The 26,225-nt window shown below is 72.2% G+C and carries 27 protein-coding genes, 1 other RNA gene and 1 pseudogene; 17 read left to right on the plus strand and 12 right to left on the minus strand.

Annotated elements, in window-relative coordinates; all coding sequences use genetic code 11:
• Positions 1-95 precede the first annotated feature (95 nt).
• Positions 96-743, plus strand: a complete 648-nt coding sequence (locus DC008_RS09650) for a biliverdin-producing heme oxygenase (protein ID WP_108706609.1) — start codon at positions 96-98, stop codon at positions 741-743.
• 6 nt (positions 744-749) lie between these two features.
• Here the strand turns inward: DC008_RS09650 and DC008_RS09655 are convergent, their stop codons facing one another.
• Positions 750-1,394 (minus strand): PhzF family phenazine biosynthesis protein, encoded by a 645-nt coding sequence (locus tag DC008_RS09655; protein ID WP_055620666.1) that lies wholly within the window; start codon positions 1,392-1,394, stop codon positions 750-752.
• Between the two features lie 265 nt (positions 1,395-1,659).
• Between DC008_RS09655 and efeO the strand changes: the two genes are divergently transcribed.
• Genes efeO through DC008_RS09675 form a run of 4 tightly spaced genes read left to right on the plus strand, consistent with a single transcriptional unit; the run spans position 1,660 to position 5,913 of the window.
• Positions 1,660-2,814: an iron uptake system protein EfeO gene (efeO, locus tag DC008_RS09660; protein WP_108706610.1), complete on the plus strand. Its 1,155-nt coding sequence runs from the start codon at positions 1,660-1,662 to the stop codon at positions 2,812-2,814.
• 10 nt (positions 2,815-2,824) lie between these two features.
• Positions 2,825-4,087 (plus strand): iron uptake transporter deferrochelatase/peroxidase subunit, encoded by a 1,263-nt coding sequence (gene efeB, locus DC008_RS09665; protein ID WP_108706611.1) that lies wholly within the window; start codon positions 2,825-2,827, stop codon positions 4,085-4,087.
• Position 4,088: 1 nt separating this feature from the next.
• Entirely contained in the window at positions 4,089-4,961 is an 873-nt protein-coding gene (gene efeU, locus DC008_RS09670) for an iron uptake transporter permease EfeU (RefSeq protein ID WP_108706612.1), read from the plus strand.
• Positions 4,921-5,913: an SCO2278 family lipoprotein gene (locus DC008_RS09675; protein ID WP_108706613.1), complete on the plus strand. Its 993-nt coding sequence runs from the start codon at positions 4,921-4,923 to the stop codon at positions 5,911-5,913. Before efeU ends, DC008_RS09675 begins: the two co-directional genes overlap by 41 nt.
• A gap of 20 nt (positions 5,914-5,933) precedes the next feature.
• Here the strand turns inward: DC008_RS09675 and DC008_RS09680 are convergent, their stop codons facing one another.
• The gene (locus DC008_RS09680) at positions 5,934-6,665 is read right to left on the minus strand and encodes a bifunctional DNA primase/polymerase (protein ID WP_108706614.1); all 732 of its coding nucleotides are present in this window, start codon (positions 6,663-6,665) and stop codon (positions 5,934-5,936) included.
• A gap of 152 nt (positions 6,666-6,817) precedes the next feature.
• Positions 6,818-7,453, minus strand: coding sequence for a TetR/AcrR family transcriptional regulator (locus DC008_RS09685; RefSeq protein WP_108706615.1), 636 nt, complete (start codon positions 7,451-7,453; stop codon positions 6,818-6,820).
• A 135-nt stretch (positions 7,454-7,588) separates the two neighbouring features.
• On the opposite strand from DC008_RS09685, the gene DC008_RS35195 reads away from it, so the two are divergent.
• Positions 7,589-7,783: a DUF6243 family protein gene (locus DC008_RS35195; protein WP_123953991.1), complete on the plus strand. Its 195-nt coding sequence runs from the start codon at positions 7,589-7,591 to the stop codon at positions 7,781-7,783.
• A gap of 23 nt (positions 7,784-7,806) precedes the next feature.
• On the opposite strand, the gene DC008_RS09690 is transcribed toward DC008_RS35195, so the two are convergent.
• The 3 genes from DC008_RS09690 to DC008_RS09700 are packed head-to-tail and all read right to left on the minus strand — an operon-like array spanning position 7,807 to position 11,311.
• Positions 7,807-8,811, minus strand: coding sequence for a small ribosomal subunit Rsm22 family protein (locus DC008_RS09690; protein ID WP_108706616.1), 1,005 nt, complete (start codon positions 8,809-8,811; stop codon positions 7,807-7,809).
• Positions 8,812-8,843: 32 nt separating this feature from the next.
• The gene (locus tag DC008_RS09695; protein WP_235074624.1) at positions 8,844-9,959 is read right to left on the minus strand and encodes a serine hydrolase domain-containing protein; all 1,116 of its coding nucleotides are present in this window, start codon (positions 9,957-9,959) and stop codon (positions 8,844-8,846) included.
• An 11-nt stretch (positions 9,960-9,970) separates the two neighbouring features.
• Positions 9,971-11,311 (minus strand): multidrug effflux MFS transporter, encoded by a 1,341-nt coding sequence (locus DC008_RS09700; RefSeq protein WP_108706617.1) that lies wholly within the window; start codon positions 11,309-11,311, stop codon positions 9,971-9,973.
• 88 nt (positions 11,312-11,399) lie between these two features.
• Here DC008_RS09700 and DC008_RS09705 point away from each other — a divergent pair, with 88 nt between their 5' ends.
• Positions 11,400-12,434: a Gfo/Idh/MocA family protein gene (locus tag DC008_RS09705; RefSeq protein ID WP_108706618.1), complete on the plus strand. Its 1,035-nt coding sequence runs from the start codon at positions 11,400-11,402 to the stop codon at positions 12,432-12,434.
• On the opposite strand, the gene DC008_RS09710 is transcribed toward DC008_RS09705, so the two are convergent.
• Positions 12,421-14,058 (minus strand): alkaline phosphatase D family protein, encoded by a 1,638-nt coding sequence (locus DC008_RS09710; RefSeq protein ID WP_108706619.1) that lies wholly within the window; start codon positions 14,056-14,058, stop codon positions 12,421-12,423. The two genes, DC008_RS09705 and DC008_RS09710, sit on opposite strands and share 14 nt — an antisense overlap.
• Positions 14,059-14,192: 134 nt before the next feature.
• Between DC008_RS09710 and DC008_RS09715 the strand changes: the two genes are divergently transcribed.
• On the plus strand, positions 14,193-14,957 hold the full coding sequence (locus tag DC008_RS09715; protein ID WP_108706620.1) for an SDR family oxidoreductase: 765 nt from the start codon (positions 14,193-14,195) through the stop codon (positions 14,955-14,957).
• Between the two features lie 289 nt (positions 14,958-15,246).
• On the opposite strand, the gene DC008_RS09720 is transcribed toward DC008_RS09715, so the two are convergent.
• Positions 15,247-15,573: a hypothetical protein gene (locus tag DC008_RS09720; protein ID WP_055620683.1), complete on the minus strand. Its 327-nt coding sequence runs from the start codon at positions 15,571-15,573 to the stop codon at positions 15,247-15,249.
• Between the two features lie 142 nt (positions 15,574-15,715).
• On the opposite strand from DC008_RS09720, the gene DC008_RS09725 reads away from it, so the two are divergent.
• Together DC008_RS09725 and DC008_RS09730 are read left to right on the plus strand one after the other, a co-directional pair.
• The gene (locus tag DC008_RS09725) at positions 15,716-16,273 is read left to right on the plus strand and encodes a DoxX family protein (RefSeq protein ID WP_055620684.1); all 558 of its coding nucleotides are present in this window, start codon (positions 15,716-15,718) and stop codon (positions 16,271-16,273) included.
• A 44-nt stretch (positions 16,274-16,317) separates the two neighbouring features.
• Positions 16,318-16,641, plus strand: a pseudogene (locus DC008_RS09730) (MazG-like family protein); the annotation flags it as partial.
• Between the two features lie 411 nt (positions 16,642-17,052).
• Here the strand turns inward: DC008_RS09730 and DC008_RS09735 are convergent.
• Positions 17,053-18,564: an esterase/lipase family protein gene (locus DC008_RS09735; RefSeq protein ID WP_108706621.1), complete on the minus strand. Its 1,512-nt coding sequence runs from the start codon at positions 18,562-18,564 to the stop codon at positions 17,053-17,055.
• A 138-nt stretch (positions 18,565-18,702) separates the two neighbouring features.
• Between DC008_RS09735 and DC008_RS09740 the strand changes: the two genes are divergently transcribed.
• The 5 genes from DC008_RS09740 to DC008_RS09760 all read left to right on the plus strand — a co-directional run bounded on the left by DC008_RS09740 (position 18,703) and on the right by DC008_RS09760 (position 21,990).
• Positions 18,703-19,338 carry a hypothetical protein gene (locus DC008_RS09740; RefSeq protein WP_108706622.1) on the plus strand — a complete coding sequence of 212 codons (636 nt, stop codon included), beginning with the start codon at positions 18,703-18,705 and terminating at the stop codon, positions 19,336-19,338.
• Positions 19,339-19,452: 114 nt separating this feature from the next.
• Entirely contained in the window at positions 19,453-19,800 is a 348-nt protein-coding gene (locus DC008_RS09745) for a hypothetical protein (protein WP_123953992.1), read from the plus strand.
• 278 nt (positions 19,801-20,078) lie between these two features.
• Positions 20,079-21,065: a hypothetical protein gene (locus tag DC008_RS09750; protein WP_244221338.1), complete on the plus strand. Its 987-nt coding sequence runs from the start codon at positions 20,079-20,081 to the stop codon at positions 21,063-21,065.
• Positions 21,058-21,489, plus strand: a complete 432-nt coding sequence (locus tag DC008_RS09755) for a hypothetical protein (RefSeq protein ID WP_108706624.1) — start codon at positions 21,058-21,060, stop codon at positions 21,487-21,489. Before DC008_RS09750 ends, DC008_RS09755 begins: the two co-directional genes overlap by 8 nt.
• Positions 21,490-21,588: 99 nt before the next feature.
• A complete protein-coding gene (locus tag DC008_RS09760; RefSeq protein WP_108706625.1) occupies positions 21,589-21,990 on the plus strand; it encodes a hypothetical protein in 402 nt (133 codons plus the stop codon).
• Positions 21,991-22,279: 289 nt separating this feature from the next.
• Here the strand turns inward: DC008_RS09760 and rnpB are convergent.
• Both rnpB and DC008_RS09770 read right to left on the minus strand, forming a co-directional pair.
• An RNA gene (gene rnpB / locus DC008_RS09765) (RNase P RNA component class A) lies at positions 22,280-22,683 on the minus strand.
• A gap of 54 nt (positions 22,684-22,737) precedes the next feature.
• A complete protein-coding gene (locus tag DC008_RS09770; protein WP_244221339.1) occupies positions 22,738-23,277 on the minus strand; it encodes a Uma2 family endonuclease in 540 nt (179 codons plus the stop codon).
• A 164-nt stretch (positions 23,278-23,441) separates the two neighbouring features.
• Between DC008_RS09770 and DC008_RS09775 the strand changes: the two genes are divergently transcribed.
• Positions 23,442-24,194 carry a MerR family transcriptional regulator gene (locus tag DC008_RS09775; RefSeq protein WP_108706627.1) on the plus strand — a complete coding sequence of 251 codons (753 nt, stop codon included), beginning with the start codon at positions 23,442-23,444 and terminating at the stop codon, positions 24,192-24,194.
• Positions 24,191-24,832: a hypothetical protein gene (locus tag DC008_RS09780; RefSeq protein WP_108706628.1), complete on the plus strand. Its 642-nt coding sequence runs from the start codon at positions 24,191-24,193 to the stop codon at positions 24,830-24,832. Before DC008_RS09775 ends, DC008_RS09780 begins: the two co-directional genes overlap by 4 nt.
• Here DC008_RS09780 and DC008_RS09785 read toward each other — a convergent pair.
• Complete coding sequence (locus tag DC008_RS09785; RefSeq protein WP_108706629.1) at positions 24,744-26,180, minus strand: RNB domain-containing ribonuclease; 1,437 nt, start codon at positions 26,178-26,180, stop codon at positions 24,744-24,746. The genes DC008_RS09780 and DC008_RS09785 overlap by 89 nt on opposite strands.
• Positions 26,181-26,225 lie beyond the last annotated feature (45 nt).

Consider the following 26,225-nt stretch of genomic DNA (forward strand, 5'->3'; position numbering starts at 1 on the left):
CCTCTGCGGAGGGCGGGTTTTCTCGGTAGGCTTTTACCGACACAGCGTCGGCAAACCTCTTGACTTAGGTTAGCCTAACCTCAGAGGATGCCCCCATGGACCCCTTCTCCACCGTCATCCGCACCGCGTCCCACGAGCAGCACATGGAGGCCGAGGCCTCGACGTTCATGAGCGATCTGCTCGGCGGCAGGCTCGGTGTGGACGCGTACGCGCGGTACACGGAGCAGTTGTGGTTCGTCTACGAGGCACTGGAGAGCGACGCCGGACGGCTCACGGCGGACCCGGTGGCCGGCCCCTTCGTCCGGCCGGAGCTGTTCCGGCTGGCGGCCCTGGAGCGGGACCTGGCGCATCTGCGGGGCCCGCAGTGGCGGGCGGGCCTCACCGCGCTCCCGGCGACGCGGGCGTACGCGGACCGGGTGCGGTCCTGTGCGCGGGAGTGGCCGGGCGGCTTTCTCGCCCACCACTACACCCGCTACCTCGGCGACCTCTCCGGCGGGCAGATCATCCGGGACCGGGCGGAGCGGACCTGGGGCTTCGAGCGCAAGGGCGACGGGGTCCGGTTCTACGTCTTCGAGGGCATCTCGAACCCGGCCGCGTTCAAGCGGGAGTACCGGGCGCTGCTGGACGGCGTCCCGGCGGACGACCTGGAGAAGCAGCGGATCGTCGCCGAGTGCAAGAAGGCGTTCGCGCTGAACACCGCGATGTTCCAGGCGCTCGGCGAGGAGTTCCCGCTGAGCGCCTGAGGCGGGTCAGCGTTCCAGGACGACCCTGCCGCCCAGCTCGATCCAGTCCCCCGGCTGGGGTGCGGTCAGCAGCTGGGAGCCGGCGCCCTGGGTGATGTTGAGGGCGCGGCCCAGGCGATGGGTGAGCTGCATCGCCGCCGCGCCCGTCGCCTCGTCCTCGTCGATGCCGTCGCCCCGGCCGGGAAAGCCGCGGGCGCGGATCCGTCCGGCGGCCTCGTCCTCCCAGGCCCAGGCGTAGATCCACTCCCCCGGCGGCGGCACCTCCAGGTCGTCGACCTCGGCGGCGGAGGCGTACTGCCGCAGTGTGCGCGGCGGCGCCCATTCGGGGCGGGCCTCGATCCAGCAGAACTCGCCGTCGATCCTGGTGCCCACGACCCCGGCGGGCGTGACCAGTTCGGGCACGTCCAGCAGCCAGGCGGCCCCGACGCAGGGGTAGCCGGCGAAGGGCAGCCGGGTGGACGGCGTGTAGATGTCGACGACCCCGCGCTCGGGGTCGTCCACGAACACGGTCTCGCTGAACCCCAGCTTCGCGGCCAGGGCCTGCCGGTCCCGGCCGTCCGGAATCACCGAGCCGTCGCGCACGACGCCGAGTTCGTTGCCGTATCCGCCGCGGGGTCCGCAGAACACGCGGAGGACGTCGTAGTCAGTCACGGGGAAATTGAAGCACCGCCGCGCGAGCGGGACGCCGGGCGCCTCCAGGTCCCGGGGTCACGGCCGGCCGGTCGACATGTTGTCGCCCCCTCGAACAGGAGCCGTCCTGCTCATGCCGCATCCGAACCTTTGACTTTCCTTTGACCTCTCCATGGGGACGATTTTGGCCACTTAGGCGATCCTTAGGTCCGTTAGGTGAGCCTCACCTTGCTGGGCTGTGAGGCACGTCATGCGTCCTTTCCGGCCACCCTTTTTTGGAGCCTTCATGCGACCCGCCAGACTCTCCGCCGTCGCCGCCGCCACGACCGTGGCCGCACTGACCGCCGTCACCGGGTGCACCGAGAAAGGCAGTTCCGCCGGCTCCGACCGGGTCGTGCGGGTGACCGCGACGGACGACAAGTGCGAGGTGTCGAAGAAGGAGTTCCCGGCCGGGCACATCGAGCTCGCCGTGGAGAACAAGGGCTCGAAGGTCACCGAGGTCTACATCCTCTTCCCGGACGACCGCATCGTCACCGAGCGCGAGAACATAGGCCCCGGCACCAAGCAGACCGTCACCGCCGAGGTGAAGGCCGGCGACTACACCATCGCGTGCAAGCCCGGTATGAAGGGCGACGGCATCCGGCAGTCCGTCAAGGTCACCGGCGGTTCGACCGCCAAGCGCGACCCGCGTCTGGACAAGGCCGTGGCCGCCTACCGCGAGTACGTCCAGCAGCAGGCCGACGAGACGCTGCCGCTCGCCGAGAAGTTCGCCGCGGCCGTGAAGGCCGGGGACGTCGAGGCCGCCAAGAAGGCGTACGCCCCGTCCCGGATCGGCTGGGAGCGCACCGAGCCGGTCGCCGAGTCGTTCGGCGACATCGACCCGAAGGTCGACGTCCGCGAGGACGGCCTGGAGGACGGCCGGGACCCGGCCACCGACTGGACCGGCTGGCACCGCCTGGAGAAGGCGCTGTGGAAGGACAAGAAGATCGGCGACCGGGAGAAGGAGCTGGCCGGGCAGCTGATCACCGACCTGAAGGACTGGCAGAGCCGGGTCGGCAAGGCCGAGATCACCCCGACCTCCATGGCCAACGGCGCCAAGGAGCTCCTCGACGAGGTCGCCACCGGCAAGGTCACCGGCGAGGAGGAGCGCTACTCGCACACCGACCTGGTCGACTTCAAGGCCAACGTGGAGGGCGCGCAGAAGGCGTACGAGCTGCTGAAGCCGGTCGCCCAGGCCAACGAGCCGGCGCTGGCCACCGAGCTGGACCGGCAGTTCGCCGAGCTCAACGCCCGGCTGGACAAGTTCCGGGCCGACAAGGAGTCGTACGAGTTCACCTCCTACGACAAGGTCGGCGACGCCGACCGCAAGCAGCTCTCGGACGGGGTCAACGCCCTGGCGGAGCCGCTGTCCAAGCTCGCCGCCGCCGTCGTCGTCAAGTAGGGGCGCCGTCATGACGGAACAGTCCGAGAACAACACCCCTTCCCGGCGTGCGCTGCTCGGCTGGGGCGGCGCCGGGCTCGCGCTCGGTGCCGTCGCGGCCGGCGGGGCCGTCGCCGCGGCCCGCGCCGGCGACGACGCCGAGCCGGCCGGCACCGACACCGGTGCCGCGATCCCGTTCCACGGGGAGCGGCAGGCCGGTATCGCCACCCCGGTCCAGGACCGGCTGCACTTCGCCGCGTTCGACGTCCGCACCGAGGACCGGGACGCGCTCGTCCAGATGCTGAAGGACTGGACGGAGGCCGCGCGCCGGATGACCGCCGGGCAGGCCGTCGGCGACGGCGCGTACGGCGGTCTCGCCGAGGCCCCGCCGGACGACACCGGTGAGGCGCTCGGGCTGAAGCCGTCCCGGCTCACCCTGACGATCGGCTTCGGGCCTTCCTTCTTCGACAAGTTCGGGGACCGGTTCGGCATCGCGGACGCGCGCCCCGAAGCCCTCACCGAACTGCCGAGGTTCGCGGGCGACAACCTGGACCGCGACCGCAGCGGCGGTGACCTCTGCGTCCAGGCGTGCGCGGACGACCCGCAGGTCGCCGTGCACGCCATCCGCAACCTGGCCCGTATCGGGTTCGGCAAGGTCGTGGTGCGCTGGTCGCAGCTCGGCTTCGGCAAGACCTCGTCGACGACGCCCGACGCGCAGACCCCGCGCAACCTGTTCGGCTTCAAGGACGGCACCCGCAACATCTCGGGCACCGAGACCGACCGCCTGGACCAGCACGTGTGGGTCGGCGAGAAGGACGGACCCGCCTGGATGACCGGCGGCTCCTACCTCGTCGCGCGGCGCATCCGCATGCACATCGAGACCTGGGACCGCACCCCGCTGCAGGAGCAGGAGGACATCTTCGGCCGGAGCAAGGGCGAGGGCGCCCCTGTCGGCAAGGCAAAGGAGCGCGACAAGCCGTTCCTGAAGGCGATGCTCCCCGACGCGCACGTACGGCTCGCGCACCCCGACTCCAACGGCGGGGCGACGATCCTGCGCCGCGGCTACTCCTTCACGGACGGCACCGACGGCCTCGGCCGCCTGGACGCGGGCCTGTTCTTCCTGGCCTACCAGCGCGACCCGCGCACCGGGTTCGTCCGGATCCAGCGCAACCTGGCGAAGGACGCGCTCAACGAGTACATCCAGCACGTGGGTTCGGCGCTGTTCGCGGTCCCGCCCGGCGTCCGCGACAAGGACGACTGGTGGGGCAGCACGCTGTTCGGCAAGGAGGCGTGAGGTGTTCTCCAACTATCTGATCGGGCTGCGCGAGGGGCTGGAGGCCAGCCTCGTCGTCTGCATCCTCATCGCCTACCTGGTGAAGACGGACCGCCGGGACGCCCTGCGGCCCATCTGGGCCGGCATCGGTGTCGCGGTCGCCCTCGCGCTGGGCTTCGGCTGTGCCCTCGAATTCGGCTCGCAGGAGCTGACGTTCGAGGCACAGGAGGCCCTCGGCGGCTCCCTGTCGATCCTCGCGGTCTGCCTGGTGACCTGGATGGTCTTCTGGATGCGGCGCACCGCCCGGCATCTGCGGAGCGAACTGCACGGCAAGCTGGACGCGGCCCTGCGGATGGGCACCGGCGCGCTGGTCGCCACCGCCTTCCTCGCCGTCGGCCGGGAGGGCCTGGAGACGGCCCTGTTCGTGTGGGCGTCGGTGCGGGCGGCCGGGGACGGCACCCCGCGCCCGCTGGTCGGCGTCGCGCTCGGCATCGCCACGGCGGTCGTGCTGGGCTGGCTGTTCTACCGCGGGGCCCTGCGCATCAACCTGTCGAAGTTCTTCACCTGGACCGGCGGCATGCTGGTCGTCGTCGCGGCCGGTGTGCTGGCGTACGGGATGCACGACCTGCAGGAGGCGCGCTGGCTGCCGGGCCTGAGCGACAAGGCGTTCGACGTCAGCGACACCGTCGATCCGGCGAGCTGGTACGGCACCCTGCTGAAGGGTGTGTTCAACTTCCAGCCCGATCCGACCGTGCTCCAGGTCACGGTGTGGCTGCTGTACCTGATCCCGACGCTCGCGCTGTTCCTCGCCCCGGTAGGGTTCGCCTCCGGGAAGGGGAAGGTGAAGGAACCGGATGAGCAGGGATCGCGGCCCTCGAAGGCTCCGCAGGCTTGACCGGAGCGCGCTGATTGCGGCCTCGTTGACCGCTTTGTCGTTGACGGCGAGCGGATGTGTGGTGGTGCACGGGGAGAAGGAGGTCCTTCCCTCGGCCACCAAGGCGGAGGCCGCGAAGGCACTGAAGGAGTTCACCACCGCGTACAACGCGGCCGACAAGGCCTACGACAGCGCTCTGGACGAGGGCCGGGTCACGGGTGCCCTGGGGGCCATCGACGCGGCCCGGCTGAAGGCGGGCCGGGCGACGAGCCCCGGCGGCAACCCGGCGCACAGCCCGCTGGAGCTGTCGGACACCAAGTTCGCCATTCCCAAGAAGGCGGGCTGGCCCCGCTGGTTCGTCGCCGACGCGGCCGCCAACAAGGGCGGGCAGGCCCGCTGGGTCTTCGTGTTCACCCGGCACGACCTGGACCAGCCGTGGAAGGCCGCCTATCTGACGCTGATGGCGCCCCGGGACGTTCCCGAGTTCAAGACGGACGAGGACGGGTTCGCCGAGGCCGTCCCGGCGGACTCGAAGCAACTGGCCATACCGCCCGGCGATCTGAGCGACCGCTATGTGTCCTATCTGAAGGACGGCGGGACCGCCTTCGCGGACGGCGGGCAGACCAGCCGGTGGCGCGCCCTGCGCAAGAAGCAGGCCGAACGCCCGGGTCTGGTCCGGCAGTTCATCGACGAGCCGCTGACGAACGGCGACTTCGCCCCGCTGGCGCTGCGTACGGCCGACGGTGACGCGCTGGCGTTCTTCGCCTCACGGCACTTCGAGAAGCAGACGGCGGCGCCGGGCGCGTCCGTGCCGGTGCCGAGCAAGTCGGTGGAGGCCCTGACGGAGGGCGAGATCAAGCAGTCGCTGACGCTGGAGTTCGTCTCCAACGAGGTGGCGCTGGTCCCGAAGGGCTCGGGCAAGGTGGACGTCCTCGGCCGGATCCAGGGGATGACGGCCGCGAAGGGCGAGTAGCCCCGCCGCAGGACGCGGAGTCAGCGGCGCAGGGGCCAGGACGCGGAGACGTGGTCGGGCTCCTCGCCCACATGGCGGGCGGTGGCGTCGGTGAGGACCTCGAGGATGCTGAGCGGGTCGGGCAGCGGATGCTCCGGCCCGCGGACCCAGTGCACGGACTGGCCCTCGCCGGGCAGCCGGGACGGCGGCATCAGGACGTAGGAGCCGCGGCAGTGCCAGCGCAGGCCGGGGTGCTCGTCCATGGTCTCGGGGTGGCAGTCCAGCTCGCAGGGCCACCACTCGTCCTCGTCCTCGGGGGTGCCCCGGGTGAGGGTGAAGAACAGCAGCCGTCCGTCGTCGCTCTCGGCGACCGGCCCGACCTCGATACCGGCGGCGAGGAGCCGCTCCAGCGCCTCACGGCCGGGCTCCACGGGGACGTCCAGGACGTCGTGGACCATGCCGGTCGCGGTGATGAAGTTGGCCTGCGGATGGTGGCGGGCCCAGCGCTCGATCTGGCCGCGGTCGGTGGTGGACTGCGTCTGCCAGGCGAAGGACACCGGGTGCCGGGCGGGGGTGGGACAGCCGACGCGGTCGCAGGAGCAGCGGTATCCGGCCGGGTGCGCGGCGGGCGCGAGGGGCAGTCCCGCCGCCGCGGCGGCGAGCAGCAGGGCCTCCCGGCCGCCGTCGCCGGCGGTGTCCTTCGGGCGGCGTCCCCGCAGCCACTGGGAGATTCTGCCCTGGAGGCCGGACCGGCCGCCCAACTCCGCGCTCATCTATCCCCTCGCCTCGCTGTCGTGCGGAACAGCATGCCCTATGGTCCCACCCTCGTGCGCTCCGGGGGGCCGTAGCGGACAACCGTGCCAGGTGGGGCGAGCCGTGCACAACGCCGTGATCAGGGGTAATGGGGTCGCGGATGCGTTTTTCGTCACGCCTGGGGGCGGGGGGCGAGGCCGTACAGCGCGTAGTCGACCAGGGTGTCGGTGTAGTCGTGGGAGATCGGCCCGGTGTACTGCAGCCAGCGCTGGGCGAGTGGGGAGACGAACAGCTCCAGGGCGATGCGCGGGTCGATGTCGGGGCGGACCTGGCCGGCCTTCTGGGCGGAGCGCAGCCGCTCGACGTAGAGCTGGAGCGAGGGTTCCAGCAGCTTGGCCACGTACTGGCGGCCGAGCTCCTCGTTGACCAGACCCTCGGCGGCGAGGGCACGGGAGGGCGCGTCGAAGGCGGGGTCCTGGAGCTCGTCGACGGTGGCACGCAGGACCGCCTTCAGATCGGCCGCGAGGTCGCCGGTGTCGGGGATGGAGTACGGCTGCTCCCCGGCCTCCCGCGCGGAGCGCTCGGCGAGATCGAGGAACGCCTCCATCAGCACGTCGGCCTTGGAGGGCCACCAGCGGTAGATCGTCTGCTTGCCGACGCCGGCCCGGGCGGCGATGCCCTCGATGGTGGTGCGGGGGTAGCCGACCTCGACGACCAGGGCGAGGGCGGCGTCGTAGATGGCGCGCCGGGAGCGCTCGCTGCGGCGGCCGGCGTTGGGTGCGGGCGGGGCTGATTCGCGTGCTGCCATGGCTCGAACTTATCAGTTGACAAGACGCTGCGTCTCGCCAGATGCTGGAGCGGTCGAAAAGCGAGACGATACGTCTCGTTCGCTACCACTGGACGTCAGTCGTCAGTGATCGGTCATCACGAAGGGAGCCTCGCCATGACTCGAGGCGGAGCCGGAAACATGCTGGGCGTCGGCGGGGCCCGTCGCCACCTGGGCCGTACGGCGCTGCGCGGCGGCGCCCGCGGCGACCGTGTCGGCGGCGGGACGGACCCGGTGGCGCAGAAGCGGGAGCTGCTGCGCAGGTTGCAGGAGAGGCGGGCCGAGGAGGCCCGGACGGAAGAGTCCTCCTAGGAGGCCCGTACGGAGGGGACCTTCTAGGAGGTCCCCTCCTCGGGGGGCGGCGGCCAGGCGTCGCCCCAGTCCGTGTCGCGGGCCGCCCGGTAGAGGTCGCCGTGGCGCTTGGTGACCGTCGTCCGGCGCAGCCCCGGCTCGGTCTCGCACAGGTCGAGCAGCACCTGCCCCTTGCGGATCTGGGGCTTGCGCACGACCCGGGCGGGGGCCGGGGCGGCCGGCAGCCGGGTGGCGGCGACGTAGCTGAACTTCTCGTCCTCGTAGGCGAGGGAGCCGCCCTTGATCTGGCGGTGCAGCGAGGAGCGGCTGACCCGCGCGGAGAAGTGGCACCAGTCCGTGCCGGGCACGATGGGACAGGCGGCGCTGTGCGGGCAGGGCGCGGCGATCCGGAACCCGGCGCCGATGAGGCGGTCCCGGGCCTCGATGATCCGGGCGTAGCCGTCGGGGGTGCCGGGTTCGACGATCACGACCGTCCGGGCGGCGCCCGCCACGGTGTCGACGAGGGTGCCGCGGTCGGCGGCGGTGAGCTCGTTGAGGACGTAGGAGACGGTGACGAGGTCGGCGGCGTCGAGGCTGAGCGCGGCGCCGATCCGGGCGCGCTGCCAGCGGGTGCCGCGCAGCGCGGGAGCGGCCTCGGCGATCTCCCGACCGACGGCCAGGGCGGGCTCGGCCCAGTCCAGGACGGTGACCTCGCGCGGGCCGGGCCAGGTGGCGCCGACCGCCCAGGTCGCCGCTCCGGTGCCGCCGCCGACGTCGAGGTGCCGGTCCGGAGCCCAGCCGGGGACCGTACGCGCGAACGCCTCCAGGGCCGCGCGGACGGCCGCGTAGGTGGCGGGCATCCGGTACGCGGCGTAGGCGGCCACGTCGGCGCGGTCGCGCAGGATCGGGCTGTCGGTGGGGGTGGCGCCCCGGTACGTGGCGATCAGCCGGTCGACGGCCTGCGCGGCCCGGCGCGGCGGGAGCCCGTCGAGCAGGGCGGCCAGGGCGGCGCGCAGGGTCTCGGCGGACGGGGAGACGGGGGCGTTCACCCGGAGATTCTACGAGGCCGCGAAGGGCCTCCTCACCGGCCCCGCAGTGCCCGGGCCACCCGGGTGCCCGCCGCCGCCCTCGGACCGCTGTCGGGGCGCCGGCGGCGCGGGTGGACGGTGTTGGCCAGCAGGATCAGGAAGGTGTCCCGGGCCGGGTCGATCACCAGCGACGTGCCCGTGAATCCGGTGTGGCCGGCCGCGCCCCGCCCTGCCAGCTCCCCCATGAACCACGGCTGGTCGACCGCGAAGCCCAGGCCGGGCGGCGTCAGCAGCAGCTCCACGAAGTCCGGGCCGAGGATGCGGGCGGGTCCGTAGGCGCCGCCGGACAGCAGGGCGCGGCAGAAGACGGCGAGGTCGCGGCCGGTGGAGAACAGTCCGGCGTGCCCGGCGACCCCGCCCAGCGCCCAGGCGTTCTCGTCGTGGACGACGCCCCGCAGCATCCCCCGGTCCGCCTTCGCCCAGGGCCGCCGCTGGTCCTCGGTCGCGGCGGCGCCCGGGCAGGGGCCGAACCGGGTCGCGGTCATACCCAGCGGGCGGGTGATGCCGTCGTGGATCAGGACGTCGAGCGGGCGGCCCGTGATGCGTTCCAGGACGTGCTGGAGCAGCAGCATGTTGAGGTCGGAGTAGCAGTACGTGCCGGGCACCCCGATGGGTGCCTCGGCGCGCAGCCGGTCCAGCCGCTCGGCGTCGTCCGCGCAGTCGTACAGCGGCAGTTCGGGGCGGAGCCCGGAGGTGTGCGTGAGCAGTTGCCGCACGGTGATGTCGTGCCGTGCGGCGGCCCGGAAGTCCGGCAGATACGCGCCGACGCGCGCGTCGATGCCGAGGGTGCCGCGCTCGATCTGCTGCACGGCGGCCACCGAGGTGAACAGCTTGGTGAGGGAGGCCAGGTCGAACGGGGTGGCCGTGGTCATCGGCACCCGGGCCCCGGGCGGCAGTTCCACGCCCGCGTCGGTGCGCTCGTCGTAGGCGGCGTGGCGCACGGCCCAGCCGGCCGCCTCCTCGACGGCCAGGTAGGGGCCCCGCCCGACGACGAGGACCGTCCCGGCGGCCCAGGGGCGCGGGCCGGCGGTGAGGTCGCGGACCTCGCTGACGAGCTGTCGGATCTCCTCGGGGTCGAGACCGGCCCTCTCCGGTGCGTCCCCGCGCAGTCTCGGCGCGCTCAGCTGTCCTCCCCCGTGCTCGCGGCCGCGCCGGACGCGGGCGAAGCCCCGTCCCGTACGCCCGGACCTGGTGTCCTCCAGGGACGGCACATTCCCATGAAGCAGGCCAGCGCCACCAGGCCCGCGGCCAGTTGGACGACGGCCATCGGGACGGCGGTGTCCTCCCCGGCGACGCCCACCAGGGGTGAGGCGATGGCGCCGATGAGGAAGGAGGTGGTGCCGAGCAGCGCGGAGGCGGACCCGGCGGAGCGCTTGGTGCGCTGCAGGGCCTGCGCCTGGGTGTTGGGCAGCGTCACACCCATCGCGGACATCAGCACGAACAGCGCGGCGGCCACGGGTGCGAGGCCGGTCTCGCCGAAGACGCCCAGGGACATCAGCAGCAGCGCGCCGGCGGCGAGGACGACGACCACGAGGCCGATGCCGAGCACCCGGTCGAGGCTGACCCGGCCCACGAGCACCTTGCCATTGAGCTGGCCGACGGCGACCAGGCCGATGGAGTTGAGGCCGAACAGCAGACTGAACGTCTGCGGCGAGGCGCCGTAGATCTCCTGGATCACGAAGGGCGAGGCGGCGATGTAGGCGAACAGCGCGGCGAAGGCGAAGCCGCCGGTGAGCGCGTACCCGGTGAAGGCGCGGTCGGCGAGCAGCCCGCGCATCGCGTGCAGGGTCTCACCGACGCCTCCCGCGTGCCGGTCCTGCGGCGGCAGCGTCTCGGGGAGCCGGAACCAGACGAGGGCGCCCAGCAGCACCCCGACCACGGTGAGGACGACGAACACGCCCCGCCAGTCGGTGACCCGCAGGATCTGCCCGCCGATGAGCGGGGCCACGATCGGCGCGACCCCCGAGATCAGCATGAGGGTGGAGAAGAAGCGGGCCATGGCCACGCCGTCGTGCAGATCGCGGACGACGGCCCGGGCGATGACGATGCCGGCGGCCCCGGCGAGCCCCTGCGCGAGCCGGCAGGCGACGAGCGCCTCGACGGTGGGCGCGAAGGCGCAGAGCGCGGTGGCGACGACGTACACCGCGAGGCCCGCGAGCAGCGGGCGCCTGCGGCCCCAGCGGTCGCTCATCGGGCCGACCAGCAGTTGTCCGAGCGCCATGCCGGCCAGGCACGCGGTGAGGGTCAGCTGGACCGTGGCGGCGGGCGCGTGCAGCGCGCGGGTGACCTCCGGCAGCGCCGGGAGGTACATGTCCATCGCCAGCGGGGGCGTCGCCGTCAGCCCGCCGAGCACGAAGGTGACGAGCAGGCCGGTGCGGCGCCGCACGACGACCGGTGACGGCCGCGCGGACGGTGCCGGCGGCCGGGCCGTGTCCCGTGCCGGTCCCCCCTGGTCGCTCATGAGCCCCTCCCTCTCCGAGTGATCCGCCCTCTATGCTCTCAGCTCGAACAGAGTGCCGATGGTCGGATGAGCGAGGGGCGGGGCCGCAGTGGCGGACGACAGCGTGCGGTGGGGGATTCTGGCGACCGGTGGGATCGCGGCCGCGTTCACGGCGGACCTGGTGGATCTGCCGGACGCCGAGGTGGTGGCGGTGGCCTCGCGGACCCGTGCCTCCGCCGACGCGTTCGCCGAGCGCTTCGGCATCCCGCGCGCCTACGGCGACTGGGTGTCCCTGGCCCAGGACGAGGACATCGATGTCGTGTACGTGGCGACCCCGCACGCGGCGCACCGCGAGGCCGCCGGGCTCTGCCTGGAGGCGGGCCGCAACGTCCTCTGCGAGAAGCCGTTCACGCTGAACGTCCGCGAGGCCGGGGAACTGGTCGCGCTGGCCAGGAAGCACGGCGGCTTCCTCATGGAGGCCATGTGGATGTACTGCAACCCGCTGGTCCGGCGTCTGAAGGCCCTGGTCGACGACGGCGCGATCGGCGAGGTCCGGCACGTCCAGGCCGACTTCGGGCTGGCCGGCCCCTTCCCGCCCGCGCACCGGCTGCGCGACCCGGCGCAGGGCGGCGGCGCGCTGCTGGACCTCGGCGTGTACCCGGTGGCGTTCGCGCAGCTGCTGCTCGGGGAGCCGTCGGACGTGACGGCGCGCGCCACGCTGTCCCCGGAGGGCGTCGACCTGCAGACCGGTGCCCTGCTGTCGTGGGACGGCGGCGCGCTCGCCTCCCTGCACTGCTCGATCTCGGGCGGTACGCCGACGGTGGCGTCCGTGACCGGCTCCGCGGGCCGGATCGACGTACCGGAGGGCTTCTTCCACCCGGAGCGGTTCGTGCTGCACCGCGACGGCCGTGACCCCGAGGAGTTCACGGCCGACCCGGCGGACGGACCCCGTACCTCCATGCGGCACGAGGCGATCGAGGTGATGCGGGCGGTGCGCGCCGGGGAGACCGAGTCCCCGCTGGTCCCGCTGGAGGGCACCCTCGCGGTGATGCGGACGCTGGACGCGATCCGGGACCGGGTGGGCGTCCGCTACCCCGGCGAGGCCCTCGGCGAGGACCCCGCGTCGGCGCTCACGCCGGCGTGAGCCCCTGGTCGCCGACCTCGGTGACGAAGGACGCGGCCGTCGTGACCGGCGCCCCCGGCGTGGTCACGTACGGCACGGTCCGGAAGTCGGCCCGCGCCAGCGACTCCCCCAGCGCGACCCGCGCATAGCCCCGCCGGCCGTTGTAGAACCGCAGATGCGGGTTGGCCGTCATGTACGTCTCCCAGTTGGCGGGCCGGTCGGTGCCGTCGCGGCCGCTGGCGACGGAGGTGGCCACGATCTCGGTGCCCAGGGTGGCGGACGCGGGGTCGTCGAAGTCGTCCTTGATGTCGAAGGCGTAGCCGACGTGGACGTCCCCGGTGAGCACCATGAGGTTCCGCACCCCGGCGGCCTTGGCGCCGTCCAGCACCCGGCGCCGCGAGGCGCGGTAGCCGTCCCAGGCGTCCATGGACACCCGTGACGGCGTGGTCAGGTCGAATCTGCGCTGCGAGAACGTCACCTGCTGCGGTACGACGTTCCACACGGCGGTGGAGGCGCGCCAGCCGTCGAGCAGCCACCGCTCCTGCGTGGCGCCGGTCATCGTGCGCGCCGGGTCGTCGATCTCCGGGCCCGGGACCTGGGCGCCGTCGCCGTACGCCTGGTTGGAGCGGTACTGGCGGGTGTCGAGCACGTCGAACTGGGCCATGCGGCCCCAGTGCAGCCGCCGGTAGAGCCGCATGTCGGGGCCGGTGGGCCGCTGCGGGAGACGCAGGGGCTGGTTCTCCCAGTAGGCGCGGTAGGCGGAGGCCCGGCGCAGCAGGAACTCGGAGGGCGGGACGCTGTTCTCGGGTGTGTCGCCGGCGTAGTTGTTCTCGGTCTCGTGGTCGTCCCAGGTGACGACGAAGGGATGCGCGGCGTGCGCGGCCCTGAGGTCCGGGTCGGACTTGAACAGGGCGTAGCGCAGCCGGTAGTCCTCCAGGGTGACGGTCTCCCGGTTGAACAGCGCGGGCAGCGTGCGGTCGGTGTAGTTGCGGTAGCCGCCGACGGAGTTGACGGCGTACTCGTACAGGTAGTCGCCGAGGTGGAGGACGACGTCGACGTCGTCCTGCGCGAGATGCCGGTACGCCGTGTAGTAGCCGTCGGCGTACGCCTGGCAGGAGACGGCGGCGAAGGTCAGCGCGGTCGTCGCCGAGGCGGCCGGGGCGGTGCGGGTGCGGCCGGTCTCGCTGATCCAGGTGCCGCTGCGGAAGCGGTAGTGGTAGACGCGGCCGGCCTCCAGGCCCTGCACGTCGACATGGACGGAGTGGTGGTACTCGGGGTGGGCGACGGTCTCGCCGCTCGCGGCGAGCTGCGTGAACGCCTCGTCGTGCGCCACCTCCCAGCCCACGGTGACCGGCTCGGCGGGCATCCCGCCGTCCGCCTGGTACGGCACGGGCGCGAGCCGGGTCCACAGGACGACGGAGTCGGGCAGCGGGTCGCCGGAGGCGACACCGAGGGTGAAGGGGTCGTCGGCGATCCGGCGGGCGCCGCGCGCGGCGGCGCTCGCGGCGACCGGGGCGGGCAGCTGCACGGAGAAGGCCAGCGCGGCGGCCGCGCCGGTCAGGGTCAGGAAGCGGCGGCGGCCGATGTGCCGGGCCGCCGTGCGCAGTTCGGGGCTGTGCTGGGACAGGTCGTTCGTGATGGTCATCCGGTCCTCCCCTGCCCGATGGAGGCACGGGGCGGGGAGGCGGGCCGCGACGACACGAGCTTGGCGCGTACACAACACCCGGATGGCGGACAGGCGGGTTCCGAATGGCGGACCGTCCCCTACGCTGCCGCCCCATGGACGACAAGGAGACGCAGACGAGGACCGCCGTGGTGACCGGCGCCGGCTCGGGCATCGGCCGCGCGGTCGCCGTGGAACTGCTGCGCACGGGCTGGTCGGTGGCGCTGGCCGGACGGCACGTGGAGACGCTTCGGGAGACGGCGGACCTGGTGCCGGAGGCCGCCTCGCTGGCCGTACGCACGGACGTGGCCCGCCCGGAGGACGTCACCGCACTCTTCGCGGCCACCGTGGAGCGGTTCGGGCGGGTGGACCTGCTGTTCAACAACGCGGGCACGTTCGGCCCCGGCGGGGTGCCGGTCGAGGAACTGCCGTACGACGCCTGGCGGCATGTGGTGGACACCAATCTCACCGGGGCGTTCCTGTGCGCGCAGGCGGCGTACCGGCAGATGAAGGAGCAGACCCCGCGGGGCGGCCGGATCATCAACAACGGCTCGATCTCGGCCCATACGCCCCGCCCGCAGTCGGTGGCGTACACGGCGACCAAGCACGCGCTGACCGGCCTGACGAAGTCGCTGGCGCTGGACGGGCGGCCGTACGGGATCGCGGTGGGTCAGATCGACATCGGCAACGCGGCGACCGACATGACGGCGGCGATGCAGCGGGGTGCGCTGCAGGCGGACGGTTCGGTGGTGCCGGAGCCGGTGATGGATGTGGCGGACGTGGCCCGCACGGTCCGGCACATGGCGGAGCTGCCGTTGGAGGCGAACGTCCAGTTCGCGACGGTGCTGGCTACGGGGATGCCGTATGTGGGGCGGGGCTGAGGGGAGCCGGGGCGGGCCGGGGCGATCCCGAGGGGCTGTGCGTCTTCACGATGTGCACAACTGGAATCTGTAATTCCGCTACATCGCCCCCGGTAGGCGGCTTATGCTCAGATCACTCTGCACGAGAGCTTCACATTCGGAGCAGCAGGGTTCGTATGCCATACCGAGGGGGGACGCGGCAGCCGTTCCACCGCACCGGGGTGGGGGTGGACCTCGCGTGGGACCGCGAGGGACGCACCGGTGGGTGGAACGGCTGCCGTGCGTACGGTCAGGAAGGGACGGAGGCGGCTCAGGCCTGACCCGTCTCGAAGCGGGAGATCCGCCCGTCGTCCTCGACCTCGAAGTGCCAGCGGGTCCGCATCTCGCCATACGTGTCGTTGCGGTACGAGGCGACGAGGTCGCGGCCCCGGTTGGACTCGTTGTCGACCTCCAGGTGCCCGTTGGAGGAGAAGATCTCCCGGTCCACCCAGTCGGTCAGATCGCGGTCGGTGCCGTCGTCGGCCATGGTCGCGCCGGGCGCGAGGACGCCCATGAAGGCGTCGCGGTCATGGGCGTTGACCGCCGCGACGAAGGCACGGACCGTGGGGTCGCTGAGCTTGGACGTCTGAATGGTCATACCGGCAGCGTCACACCGGCCCCACCGGCCCGCCACCCGAACGGCGCCGAGGCAAGGCGGGCGGGTGCTCCCGATGTCACGGTGGAAGGGCGGGAGGTCCCCGCCGGGCCCTGTCCCTGTTGATCTGTCTCCGGGAGTCGCTGTGAGTTCTTTCAACCGACACGATCTGGGCCTGCTGCTGCTCCGGCTGGGAGCCGGCGGCGTCCTGATGGCGCACGGCACGCAGAAGCTGTTCGGCTGGTTCGGCGGCCACGGCATCGAGGGCACCGGCCAGTTCATGGAGTCGATCGGCTACAAGCCGGGCAAGGCCAGCGCGACCGCGTCCGGCCTCGCGGAGACCGGCGGCGGCGCCCTGCTGGCCCTCGGCCTCGCCACCCCCGCCGCGGGCGCGGCGGCGGCCGGCGGCATGGCGGGCGCGGCCGCGGTGCACGCCCCGAACGGCTTCTTCAACCAGGAGGGCGGCTACGAGCACGCCGCCATGCTGGGCCTCGCCGCGACGAGCCTCGCGATCACGGGCCCCGGCAGGCTCTCCCTCGACCACGCGCTGAAACACGTCCTGGACCGCGGCTGGATGGTCCCCACGGCGCTCGGCGTGACGGCGGCGGCGACCGCGCTGGTGGTGGGCGCCCGCAACCGGCGGCTCGACCGCCCGGACAAGGACGGCGAGTTCGCGGACCAGGAGACGCTGTTCGAGGAGTGAACCGGGGGCCGGTACCGCACGGGTGCGGTGCCTAAGCTGCCCGCATGACGACTGACGAGGCCACCGCCGACCTGTGGAAAGACGTCGACGCCCTGTGGGCGTGGCTGGAGGCCGGGCAACCGCACGGCGGCACCGAGGGCCTGCTGCTGCGGATGCTGAAGCTGTCGGAGGAGGTCGGCGAGGTCGCCCAGGCGGTCATCGGGGCGACCGGCCAGAACCCGCGCAAGGGCGTCACCCACACCTGGGACGACGTGCAGTCCGAACTGTGCGACGTGGTGATCACGGCCCTGGTCGCGCTGCGCACCCTGACGCCGCACGCGCGCGAGGTGTTCATGCGGCATCTGGCGCGGGTGGCGGAACGGTCGCTGAGGGCGGGGCGTAGGGGTTCCGGGGGCGTGGGGGTTCCGGGCGCGTGGGGGTTCCGGGGGCGTGGGGGTTCCGGGCGCGTGGGGGTTCCGGAGGCGTAGGGGCTCCGGGCGCGTGGGGGTTCTGGAGGCGTAGGGGCTCCGGGGGGCGTGGGGGTTCCGGGCGCGTGGGGGTTCCGGGGCGTAGGGGCTCCGGGGGCGCGGGGGCGTGTGCGCAGTCGGCGCCTATTGCCGGGCGGCCGGGCAGGGGCCGGGCTGAGCGCGTCGGGTCCGCACGGCCCGCGCTCAGACACCTCAGACACCTCAGACACCTCAGACACCTGAGGGGCACCTCATACACCTCATACACCTCATACACAGGGGACGCGACGACAAGCCGTATCGCGCCCTGTCCCGCCCCCGGAGGGAACCCGCTCAGCTCCAGGGCGTGGCGACCAGCCGGATCCTGGCTCGGTCGCCGACCAGGGGGACGGTGCTCTCGGGGAGCGGGATGTGGGCGACCCAGCGGCCGGGGGTGGGGTCCTCGTCGGACCGGGGCGCGCCGGCGACGCGATGGTCGCGGATGGCGCCCTCGATCTCCGAGTTCCAGGCGGCCCAGATACCGGGCCCGGCCTCGGGGGTCCCGACGTCGATGACGAGGGTGTCGGAGAAGTCGGCAGTGCGCTCGATGTGGTCGCCGAGGCTGAGGATGCCGCGACGCTCGCGCAGCGACAGCAGCCGCAGCATGAGGATGAACCGCATCGGCTCGCCTGTCGTCTGACGCAGCCGGCTGTTGAGAAAGGTGGTCGCGAGCGGGACGGATGCCTCACCGGCGCCCGTGCCGGCCGCGGGCGGGTCGAGCTGGACGGGGCACCAGTGGGCGGCCAGCCGTTCGTGCATGACGACGGGCAGTCCGCGCACCGACAGCCGTGTCTCGGCCTGCCACACGAGGTCGTCGTCATCGGGCAGCCGGTGCCCGACCAGCGATGCCTCGATCCGGGTGTCCCCGAACAGGAACCGCCGCAGATTCTGGTACCCCTCCTCGGAGTTGACCATCCCGTACCGCCCGCTGTGACTACGGTGCACATACGCCCGGTGCGCGTCCGGCACATACGCCCGCTCGATCTGCACGAGCCCGTCGCTGTGCGGCCCGACAGCGGTGGAGGACAGCCCGAAGGCGACGTCGTAGTCGGCCGGATCGGTGCCGACGAGGCAGAAGACCCGCTCCAGCGGCAGCGTCCCGGGCCCCTGGGGCATCCGCCGGGCGTCCCACCCCTCGGGCGGCCCGCCGGGATCGAACTCGGCCTGGGGCGTCAGGTACTCGTACATCCGCCGGGGTCCGAAGATGTCGGCGCCCTGGATCCCGACGGCGTCCCGGATCCGCTCCAGCCAGCCGCCCCCGAGGTCGAAGGCGATACCGCCGTGCGGAGTGCCGTAGGTGAAGAACTTGCCGATGCACTCGGCGGCGTCGCGGCCCCGGTCCGGCAGCACCTTCTGCAGCAGGCACCGGCAGATCAGCCCGCCCATGGAGTGGGCGACGAGATGGACCGCGGGGGCGCCGGTCTTCTCCCGCAACCGGTCGACGAGGTCGAGCAGATCGGCGGCGGCGCTCTCCAGCCGGTACTCCTCCGGCCGGCCGCCCCAGGTGCTGGAGGACCGGTCGTAGAACCGGTGCACCCATACGGAGTTGGCGGGCACCTGCGCGTGCTCGGCGAGGTAGGTCTCCTGGCTCCCCCGCACCAGCAGCTCGTACCCCTCCTCACGGATCAGCCGCAGCAGAGGACTCTCGAACTGATGGAACAACGGCTGGTCGTGGGCCCCGACCCGGACATGCGTGGACCCCTCGTTGAACCCGTAGAAGGGATCACCGACGGCCTTGTCGATCCCCGACGTCCCTCCGGCGAAGCCACGGACGTAGACGAGGGGAAGACGGCGGGGGTCGTCCACGGCAGCCTCCAAGAGACGGTCACGTCTCCTGAGTAACCGAAGCCGGGGACCCGCGCCCGTCGGGACCACCCGTGGGGGTGAAGCGGCCCTACGCTGTCCGATGCCGTGGCGCAGCCGCTTCGAGGAGACAGACACCGCATGACGCACCCCCCACACCAGGCCCCCGACGTGGCCGAGGTGATAGCCCGCAGCCGCTCCGCGCGCACCCGGCACATAGCCCTGCGGGCCGCCCTGGGCACAGCATTGACAGCCCTGCCCTTCGCTCTCGTCAACGCGGGCGTCCCGAACACGTTCCTGACGGTCCTCCCGGTCGTACCGGGCCTCTTCGTCCTGCTCCTCCTTCTCCTCCAGGTCCGCCACGGACGACGCCTCCACGTGTGCGAACGCGTCCTGCGCACGTACCCGCTGGAATACCGCGACCGAGTGGACCGGCGCGGCTCCGACTGGCTGCTCCTCGGCACGATCCACACGGTGAAGCTGCCGATCCGGGGCCGGCACGGAGCCCCGACGATGCGCGCCCTGAACGCCTCGATGACCCGCCGCCGGCCCGGGGGCACGGAAGCCGGCGCCTGGTTCGCGGGCGACCCGGCCTTCGGCGGCGTCCTGATCGTCCCGGGCACGAACGACATGCTCTTCCTCCAGCCCGCGAAGTGGGAGAAGTACGAGGCCGACCGCGCGGCCGCCGACCCGTCCCGCCGCGCGATGGCGACGGAGGCGGGCATCGCCGGCCTGCTGGAGAAGGAGCCGAACACGATCGTGGCGCTGGGCGGCTGAGCCGAGGACCGGCCGGACTGCAGTCGCCTCTCACCAGCGAGAGCGCGGACCGAGGGAACACATTTCCTTCACTGCAGTACGCAACCATTCCACATCCGGAGAGTCCGCATCTACATGCAGCTCCCCCCTTCCCACCCTGTCGGCGTCGGCGAGTTGGGAGAGAACACCGCTCCCGGACGGCTGATGATCGCGTCCCGGCTTCTCGCCCTCGCCTCCACCGCGGAACTCCTCCGCCTGTGGATCCCCCGCAGACGCTGGCGGACGGCGGGACGGATTCCCTCCGGAACCGGCCGGCAGGCAGTCGGCGTCTTCCTCGCCCTCGCCGCAGCGGGCATGTTCGCCGACGAGAAGTCGGACGTGTTCGTACCGGCCTGCGTGGTCTCCGTCCTCGCTGCGCTCCTCCTCATAGCCGGCACCGGCCTTCGCACGAGCCCTGGGCACACGGGGACCGGAAGTCGCTGAAGGACCGCAGGCGAGGACCGAGCAGGCACGCGTGTTCGCGGCGTACGCGCACACTGCCGGCACGTCGGATGCCTCGAAGGGGCGGGCATAGTACCGAGTCTCCATCGGATCATCACATCTCGTTGACAGCGCTTACGTCTCATCGTCAAGCTTGAGACGTCAACAAGGTGCACCAGCAGCACGTTTGGCCTCTTCCGCCGCAGCCAGCCAGCCAGCCAGCCATCGACACGGTCGACTCCTGCCGGTGCACATGGCGCAGGGGCCGCAGGGGGGAAATCGTGCCCATCTTCATACCGGTCGTCCTCATCGGCGTCGGGGTGGCGACCGGAGGAAGCGGAGGCGCTCTCATGGGCAAAGGCCTCCTCGACCTCAAGCGGGCGCGAGACCGGAGCAAGGAGGCGAGCCAGGCCTACGAGCTGCGCCGGACTCGGGCCGAGGAGGCCCTGGCCGCGACGAACGGCCGCCTCGGAACTCTGGGGGAGCAACAGAGGCAGGCGTTCATGGACGTCGTCGTCCGCATGGTCGACTTCCTGCGCCGCCACGAGCGCCAGGTACGCGAGAGCGAGCGACTGCTGGTGGACGGCGTCGACGCCACCATGGGACAGGTTCCCGGGCTTCGCAGCCTCGATGTCGATACGGCGACGTGGATCGGCGGGGCTCTCGGGTCCGCGGCGGCGGGCGCCGGCGCAGGTATCGGTGTCACGGCGGCGGCGAGCAGCTTCGGCGTGGCGAGCACCGGTGCGGCCATCTCCGGGTTGTCGGGTGCCGCGGCCGAGAGTGCGCTGCTCGCCTTCCTGGGCGGCGGGTCGCTCGCATCCGGTGGCGGCGGCATGGCCCTGGGAGGCGCGGCGCTCAACATCGTCGTCGCGGGCCCCGCGTTGCTCGTCGGCGGACTGGTCTTCAAGGGCCAGACCACGAAGAAGGTCACCCAGGCGAAGAAGTACGAGGCGGACGTCGCCGTGGCGATCGCCGAACTCGACAAGACGGAGGCGCTCCTGAAGAGCGTCGACATCCGCACCGCGGAGCTGCGCGGGCTCCTCGCCAGCCTCACCACTCGGGCGCTCGAGGCGCTGGACCTCCTGGAGTCGGAGCCGTTCGATTCACTGCGGCACGCCGCGCGCTTCCAGCGGACCATGACGCTGGTGATGGCGGTCCGCGACGTGGCGGCGGCTCCCATCGTCAACGCCGACGGCGAGTTGGACGAGCGCGTCGGCAATCTCACCATCAGGTACAGGCCGTTGATCGAGGAGACCCAGGATGACTGACCGGCCCAAGGTGCACGTAGGCAAGGTGGTCACGGCGGCCCGAGCCTCCGCCCAGGTGAAGGACGTCTTCGACGCGCTGAGCCAGATCGTCGACGCCACCCGTGAGTGCATCCACATCCACGAGGTCGAGAGCAGCAAGAGAGCCCGGATCCGGGCCTACGAGGCCACCGAGGTCGCCCGGATCAGGGCCGCTGAAGCCGTCCTCAAGGACTACTTCACACAGGCGTTCGCCGAACGACGCAATCTCTACGAGGAGATGTTCGTCCGGCTGGACAGAGCACTCGAAGAGGAGAACGGCGAGGTACTGCACGCCGTCGTGCGCGGGATCGTCGACGTCGCCAAGAGCTCCCCGCTGGCGGACATGGGCGACCTCTCCCAGATCCGGGCGGCGCTGGACGACCCGGCTCAGGTGTGGGAGTTCTGACCGCACCACGTCAAAGGGCGAACCGCCTCCAGTTCGTAGCTCTGCGGGGCGTTGGTGAAGCCCAGGGAAGGGCCCGGGGAGGGCCTAGGGTGGTTCCTCGTGGACCGTCTCGACGATGCCGTGCCGTTGCTGGAGTTGCTGTGCGCCGCTGACGAAGTGCGCGTCCCCGGTGAGCTCGAGTCGTCAGGGCCTCACGAGAACGCTCCCGACGCGGTCGTGGACAGGTACGTGGTGGACGGCGGCCGACTGCTTCTCACTGTCTGGCGCGGCCGGCTGCACGAGGTGATCTACCAGACCCCGGCGGAGTCCGAACAGGACGCGGCGCGACGCAACGACCGGCTGTTCGCGCACTACGGGCAGGGCGACGGCTGGACCGAGATTCTCGACAACGGTTTCGGCAAGACCTATCGCCGTACCGATCAGCGGCGGTACGCGCTGTGGAGCTACGCGATGGACATCACGACCTTCGGCACGATGGAGTTCCATCAGGTCAAGTGGTAGCCGCCCGGGGAGGTGACCTCCGCGCCGATATCCCGGTGACACCAAGACGGCGTGAGAAGTCCGCGACGCCCTCCCCGCCCCACGCGCTCGGGAAGGGGATGCGGTCAACCAACCCCGAGGCCGGTCACTCCCGTTACGGAGTCCGGAAAAGGGGCGGCGGGGGCGCGAAGGCTCTGTTCATGCGGCTGTGGACCCGTGGGGCTCGGCGCTCCCCGACGCCCAGATGCTCCCCAGCGCAAGATCATCGGGCGATTCTGAGGGTGTTCTGGCAGGTCAGTGACCTGGGCGGCAGACGAGTCGGGCTGTACGCCGGGTTCTGTTCCCCGGTTCCCTCGCGGGAGCCGGGGCGACGGCCATCCATCTAGGACCGGTGTTGCCACCGGCCTCCTGCGGTCTACCCGCGGACTCGGGCGGGCCGCCCTCGATCGTCCGCGCAGAGCGCCTGTTACAGCGCTCCTCTTGACCTTGCTCCGGGTGGGGTTTACCTAGCTGCCTGAGTCACCCCAGGCACTGGTGGTCTCTTACACCACCGTTTCACCCTTACCCGGCACCTGAGTGCCGGGCGGTTTGCTTTCTGTGGCACTGTCCCGCGGGTCACCCCGGGTGGCCGTTGGCCACCACCCTGCCCTGTGGAGCCCGGACGTTCCTCGGGGAGCCCCCTGAGGGACTCCACGCGGCCGCCCGCCCGGCTCGTCTGCCGTGTCGACCATGGTACCGGGCGGTCGGGGCGGCCGTCGCCGGGCGGCGTCAGAGCAGGTCCGTCGTCTCCAGTTCGAATGCGAAGGGGGCGGGGAGGGTGACGGGCCTGCCGAGGGGGCGTGTGTGGTGCTCCCGGTAGTCGTCCTTCCCGGGCGAGCCGAAGAGGGTGGTCTGTGCGGTGTCACGGTCGAGCAGGAGGTACAGGGCGACACCGCCGCGTGCGTAGCAGCGGCGTTTGAGCTCGCGGTCTTTCCGTAGGTTGCCGGCCGTCACCTCCACCGCCATGGCGACACCATCGAGGGGCATCCAGGGCCCCGCTCCCCCGAAGAGGTCGGACGCCAGGGGAGCGAAGATGACGTCCGGGATCACGTGGTTCTCGGGGCACGCGTCGCCGCTTCTCAGCCGCAGCCCTTTGTTCTCCGAGAAGTCCATGTCGGTCCTGGAGTGTTTGATCACCTGCCGCACGATCCGGCTGATGTACTTCTCATGATCCCCGTCCGGTGGCGGCGTCACAACGATCTCCCCCTCGACCAGCTCGGCCCGGAATCCCTGAGGTGGGTTCAGGGCGAGGAAGCCCTCCAGAAGCACCCTGCTCGGTCCTTCCTCCGTCGTCTCCCTTGTCACCGGTCAGGCTGGGCCATCTGACGATCATCTGTCCCAGGGAGCGGGGGTTCGTCCCTCGAACGTGGCACAGGCCCCGCACCACCGCCGTCCCTTGACCCTGCCGCGACGTCAACGTCTCTACTGGTCCCATGCGGATCGGAGAACTCGCCGCCGCGGTCGGCGTCACCACGCGGGCCGTGCGGCACTACCACCATCAGGGGCTGCTGCCGGAGCCGGAGCGGCTGGCCAACGGGTATCGGGACTACACCCTGCGGCATGCCGTCGTGCTGGCGCGGATCCGGCGGCTGACGGAGTTGGGGTTGGGGCTCGCGGAGGTGCGGGACGTGCTGGCCGAGGACGCCGGGAAGGACCTCGTCGAGGTGCTGGGCGAGCTCGACGCGGACCTCGCCCGGCAGGAGGCCGCCATCCGGGAGCGGCGGGCGCGGCTGAAGGCCCTGCTGGACATGGAGGGCGGGCTGCCCGCCGAGGGGCCCGTGTCGCCCCGGCTGGCGGCGCTGTTCCGGGACATGTCCCAGGTCACCGACTCCCCGATGGCCGCCAAGGACCGTGAGCTGCTCGCCCTCATCGAGACCGCGGCGGGGGACGAGACCGGCGAGGCCGTCATGGCCGCGCTGGGCGACGCGCTCGCCGTGCCGGGTGGGCAGGAGCGGGCCCTCGCCGCCTACGCCCTGCTCGACGACCTCGCCGACGCCGATCCGGCCGATCCCCGGGTGGACGAGGCGGCCCGAGCCCTCGTGGACTGTCTGCCCCGTGGGGTGCTTCCGGAGACGCTCGAGATCGACTCCGACGACAGTTTTCTGCGGGCCTTCTACGCCGATTTCCCGCCCGCCCAGGCCGAGGCCGTCCGGCGGGCGCTGGCGCTGATCATGGAGCAGGGGTGAGGGCCGTCGCCGCCTTGATGCGGCATGAGCTGCGGCTGCTGGTCAGCATCGGGTTGTGGGTGGCTCGACGGCGGCACGGGGTGCGGGGCGGGGTCGCGTTCCCCTACGCGCGGGGGCAGGGGGTGATGCTGCTCGGCTTCGGGTTCGTGGTCGTGATCGAGTCGGTGATGATGTCCGTGCTGCTGCGCGGCCATCCGGTCGTGCGGGGGGTGTGGTTCGCGGTCGACGTCTACACGCTGGTGCTCGTGCTCGGGATGCATGCCGCTTCCGTCGTACGGCCCCATGTGCTCCTCCCCGGCGTGCTGCGGGTCCGGCAGGCCGGGCATGTCGATCTGCGGATACCGGTGGACCGTGTCGCGCGGGTGCGGCGTGAGCTGCGGACCACCCACGCGGCCGCCGAGGGCGAGCTGAATCTGGCCGTCGGCTCGCAGACCACCGTGACACTGGAGCTCGCGGAGCCCGTCGTCCACACCGGTCTCCTCGGGCGGCGGCGGGAGGTGTGGCTGGTCCGGCTGTACGCCGAGGACGCCGCCGGGCTCGTCAGCGCCCTCACGCCGGTTCGAAGCGCACCTTCGCCCTCTCCGGGTCGGCCTCCGTCACCCGGACTCGTAGAGGGTCGCCCAGGGGGAGCGGAGTAGGGCCGTCGATGCGGCCGATCACCGCCGGGGTGTGGAGCTGGACCACGCCCGTCGTCGGGCGGTGCTCGTCCACGTCGACCACGCGGGCCTCGAACTCCTCCCCCACCCGGTCCTTCAGCACCGCCGCCTCCACGAGGTCGACGCACTCCCGTTCCACCGTGCCCGCGCGCCGGGCGCCTTCGGTCATACGGGAGGGGAGGGTGTCGAGGGCCGCCAGGACCCAGTCGGGGACGGGGTCCCCCGCGGTGGCCGCCAGGCAGATCTCCGAGGCGTAGCGGTCGACCAGGCGGCGCAGGGGGGCCGTGCAGTGGGCGTACGGGGCGGCCACGGCGGCGTGGGTGGTCAGGGCGGGCAGGGCGCCGTCGCGGAACGGTGTGTAGCCGGCGCCCCGCAGCAGGGTCGTGCACTCCTGGAGGAAGGCCGCGTGGTGCGGCCGGTGCGGGTCGAGGGAGCGGACGAGCGCGGCGTACGACACATGGTGGGGCCAGTCGATGTGCAGGGCGCGGGCCGTACGGCGCAGCCGGCCGACCGCGCCGTCGGGGGCGGCCGGCAGGGTGCGCAGGATGCCGGTGCCGTGGGCCAGCATCAGCTCGGCGGCGGCCATGCCGGTGAGCAGGGAGAGCTGGGCGTTCCAGCCGTCGGCGGGGTGCGGCGCCCGGTACGCGGGCGCGTACGTGTGGTCGTGCTCGACGATCTCCTGCTCGGGGACGTTCAGCGAGATGCCGCCGCGTTCCAGCTCCAGGCGCTCGCGCAGTTCCCCGATCTCCTTCAGCAGGGCCAGGGGCTCCTCGGCGGTCCCCGCGTCGATCTGCCGCTGGACGCCCGCGTAGTCCAGCTTGGCCCGGCTGCGGACCAGGGCGCGGTGGACGTCGACGGCGACCGTACGGCCCTCCGCGTCGAGCTCGATCGTCCAGAGGACGGCGGGGCGGTCCCGGTCCGGCAGCAGACTGGCCGCGTCCTCGCTGAGCACCTCGGGGTGCAGCGGGACGCGGGTGTCCGGGAAGTAGAGGGTCGTCACCCGCCGGTGCGCCTCCCGGTCCAGCGCGCCCGACGGTACGACGAAGGCGGCGACGTCGGCGATGGCGTACCGGACGCGGTAGCCGGTGCCCCGCCGGGACAGGTGCAGGGCCTGGTCGAGGTCGGTGGAGGCGGGCGGGTCGATGGTGAGGAAGGGGATGCCGGTGGCGTCGCGGGCCGGGAGGACGGGGGCCTTCGCGGCGCGCTCGGCCTCGGCCAGGACCTCGGGCGGGAAGCCCGCCGGGACGTCGAGCCGGGTGCGCAGCGCGGTGAGGGCGGCGCGCAGGGGGGCCTCGGGGGCGCCGGTCACGCGGATGTGGCGGCGGGGCATGAGTCGAGCGTAGGGCGAGGGGGGCCGGTGGGCACGCCGTACGCT

The organism is Streptomyces nigra, assembly GCF_003074055.1.
Classification (GTDB): domain Bacteria; phylum Actinomycetota; class Actinomycetes; order Streptomycetales; family Streptomycetaceae; genus Streptomyces; species Streptomyces nigra.

What these genes read in the sequence shown, in the direction of transcription:
- DC008_RS09650 (WP_108706609.1), top strand. Translation starts at nt 96, where the DNA reads ATGGACCCCTTCTCCACCGTCATCCGCACCGCGTCCCACGAGCAGCAC.
- efeO (WP_108706610.1), top strand. Translation starts at nt 1,660, where the DNA reads ATGCGACCCGCCAGACTCTCCGCCGTCGCCGCCGCCACGACCGTGGCC.
- efeB (WP_108706611.1), top strand. Translation starts at nt 2,825, where the DNA reads ATGACGGAACAGTCCGAGAACAACACCCCTTCCCGGCGTGCGCTGCTC.
- DC008_RS09675 (WP_108706613.1), top strand. Translation starts at nt 4,921, where the DNA reads ATGAGCAGGGATCGCGGCCCTCGAAGGCTCCGCAGGCTTGACCGGAGC.
- DC008_RS09680 (WP_108706614.1), bottom strand. Translation starts at nt 6,665, where the DNA reads ATGAGCGCGGAGTTGGGCGGCCGGTCCGGCCTCCAGGGCAGAATCTCC.
- DC008_RS09685 (WP_108706615.1), bottom strand. Translation starts at nt 7,453, where the DNA reads ATGGCAGCACGCGAATCAGCCCCGCCCGCACCCAACGCCGGCCGCCGC.
- DC008_RS35195 (WP_123953991.1), top strand. Translation starts at nt 7,589, where the DNA reads ATGACTCGAGGCGGAGCCGGAAACATGCTGGGCGTCGGCGGGGCCCGT.
- DC008_RS09700 (WP_108706617.1), bottom strand. Translation starts at nt 11,311, where the DNA reads ATGAGCGACCAGGGGGGACCGGCACGGGACACGGCCCGGCCGCCGGCA.
- DC008_RS09710 (WP_108706619.1), bottom strand. Translation starts at nt 14,058, where the DNA reads ATGACCATCACGAACGACCTGTCCCAGCACAGCCCCGAACTGCGCACG.
- DC008_RS09715 (WP_108706620.1), top strand. Translation starts at nt 14,193, where the DNA reads ATGGACGACAAGGAGACGCAGACGAGGACCGCCGTGGTGACCGGCGCC.
- DC008_RS09720 (WP_055620683.1), bottom strand. Translation starts at nt 15,573, where the DNA reads ATGACCATTCAGACGTCCAAGCTCAGCGACCCCACGGTCCGTGCCTTC.
- DC008_RS09740 (WP_108706622.1), top strand. Translation starts at nt 18,703, where the DNA reads ATGACGCACCCCCCACACCAGGCCCCCGACGTGGCCGAGGTGATAGCC.
- DC008_RS09745 (WP_123953992.1), top strand. Translation starts at nt 19,453, where the DNA reads ATGCAGCTCCCCCCTTCCCACCCTGTCGGCGTCGGCGAGTTGGGAGAG.
- DC008_RS09755 (WP_108706624.1), top strand. Translation starts at nt 21,058, where the DNA reads ATGACTGACCGGCCCAAGGTGCACGTAGGCAAGGTGGTCACGGCGGCC.
- DC008_RS09775 (WP_108706627.1), top strand. Translation starts at nt 23,442, where the DNA reads ATGCGGATCGGAGAACTCGCCGCCGCGGTCGGCGTCACCACGCGGGCC.
- DC008_RS09785 (WP_108706629.1), bottom strand. Translation starts at nt 26,180, where the DNA reads ATGCCCCGCCGCCACATCCGCGTGACCGGCGCCCCCGAGGCCCCCCTG.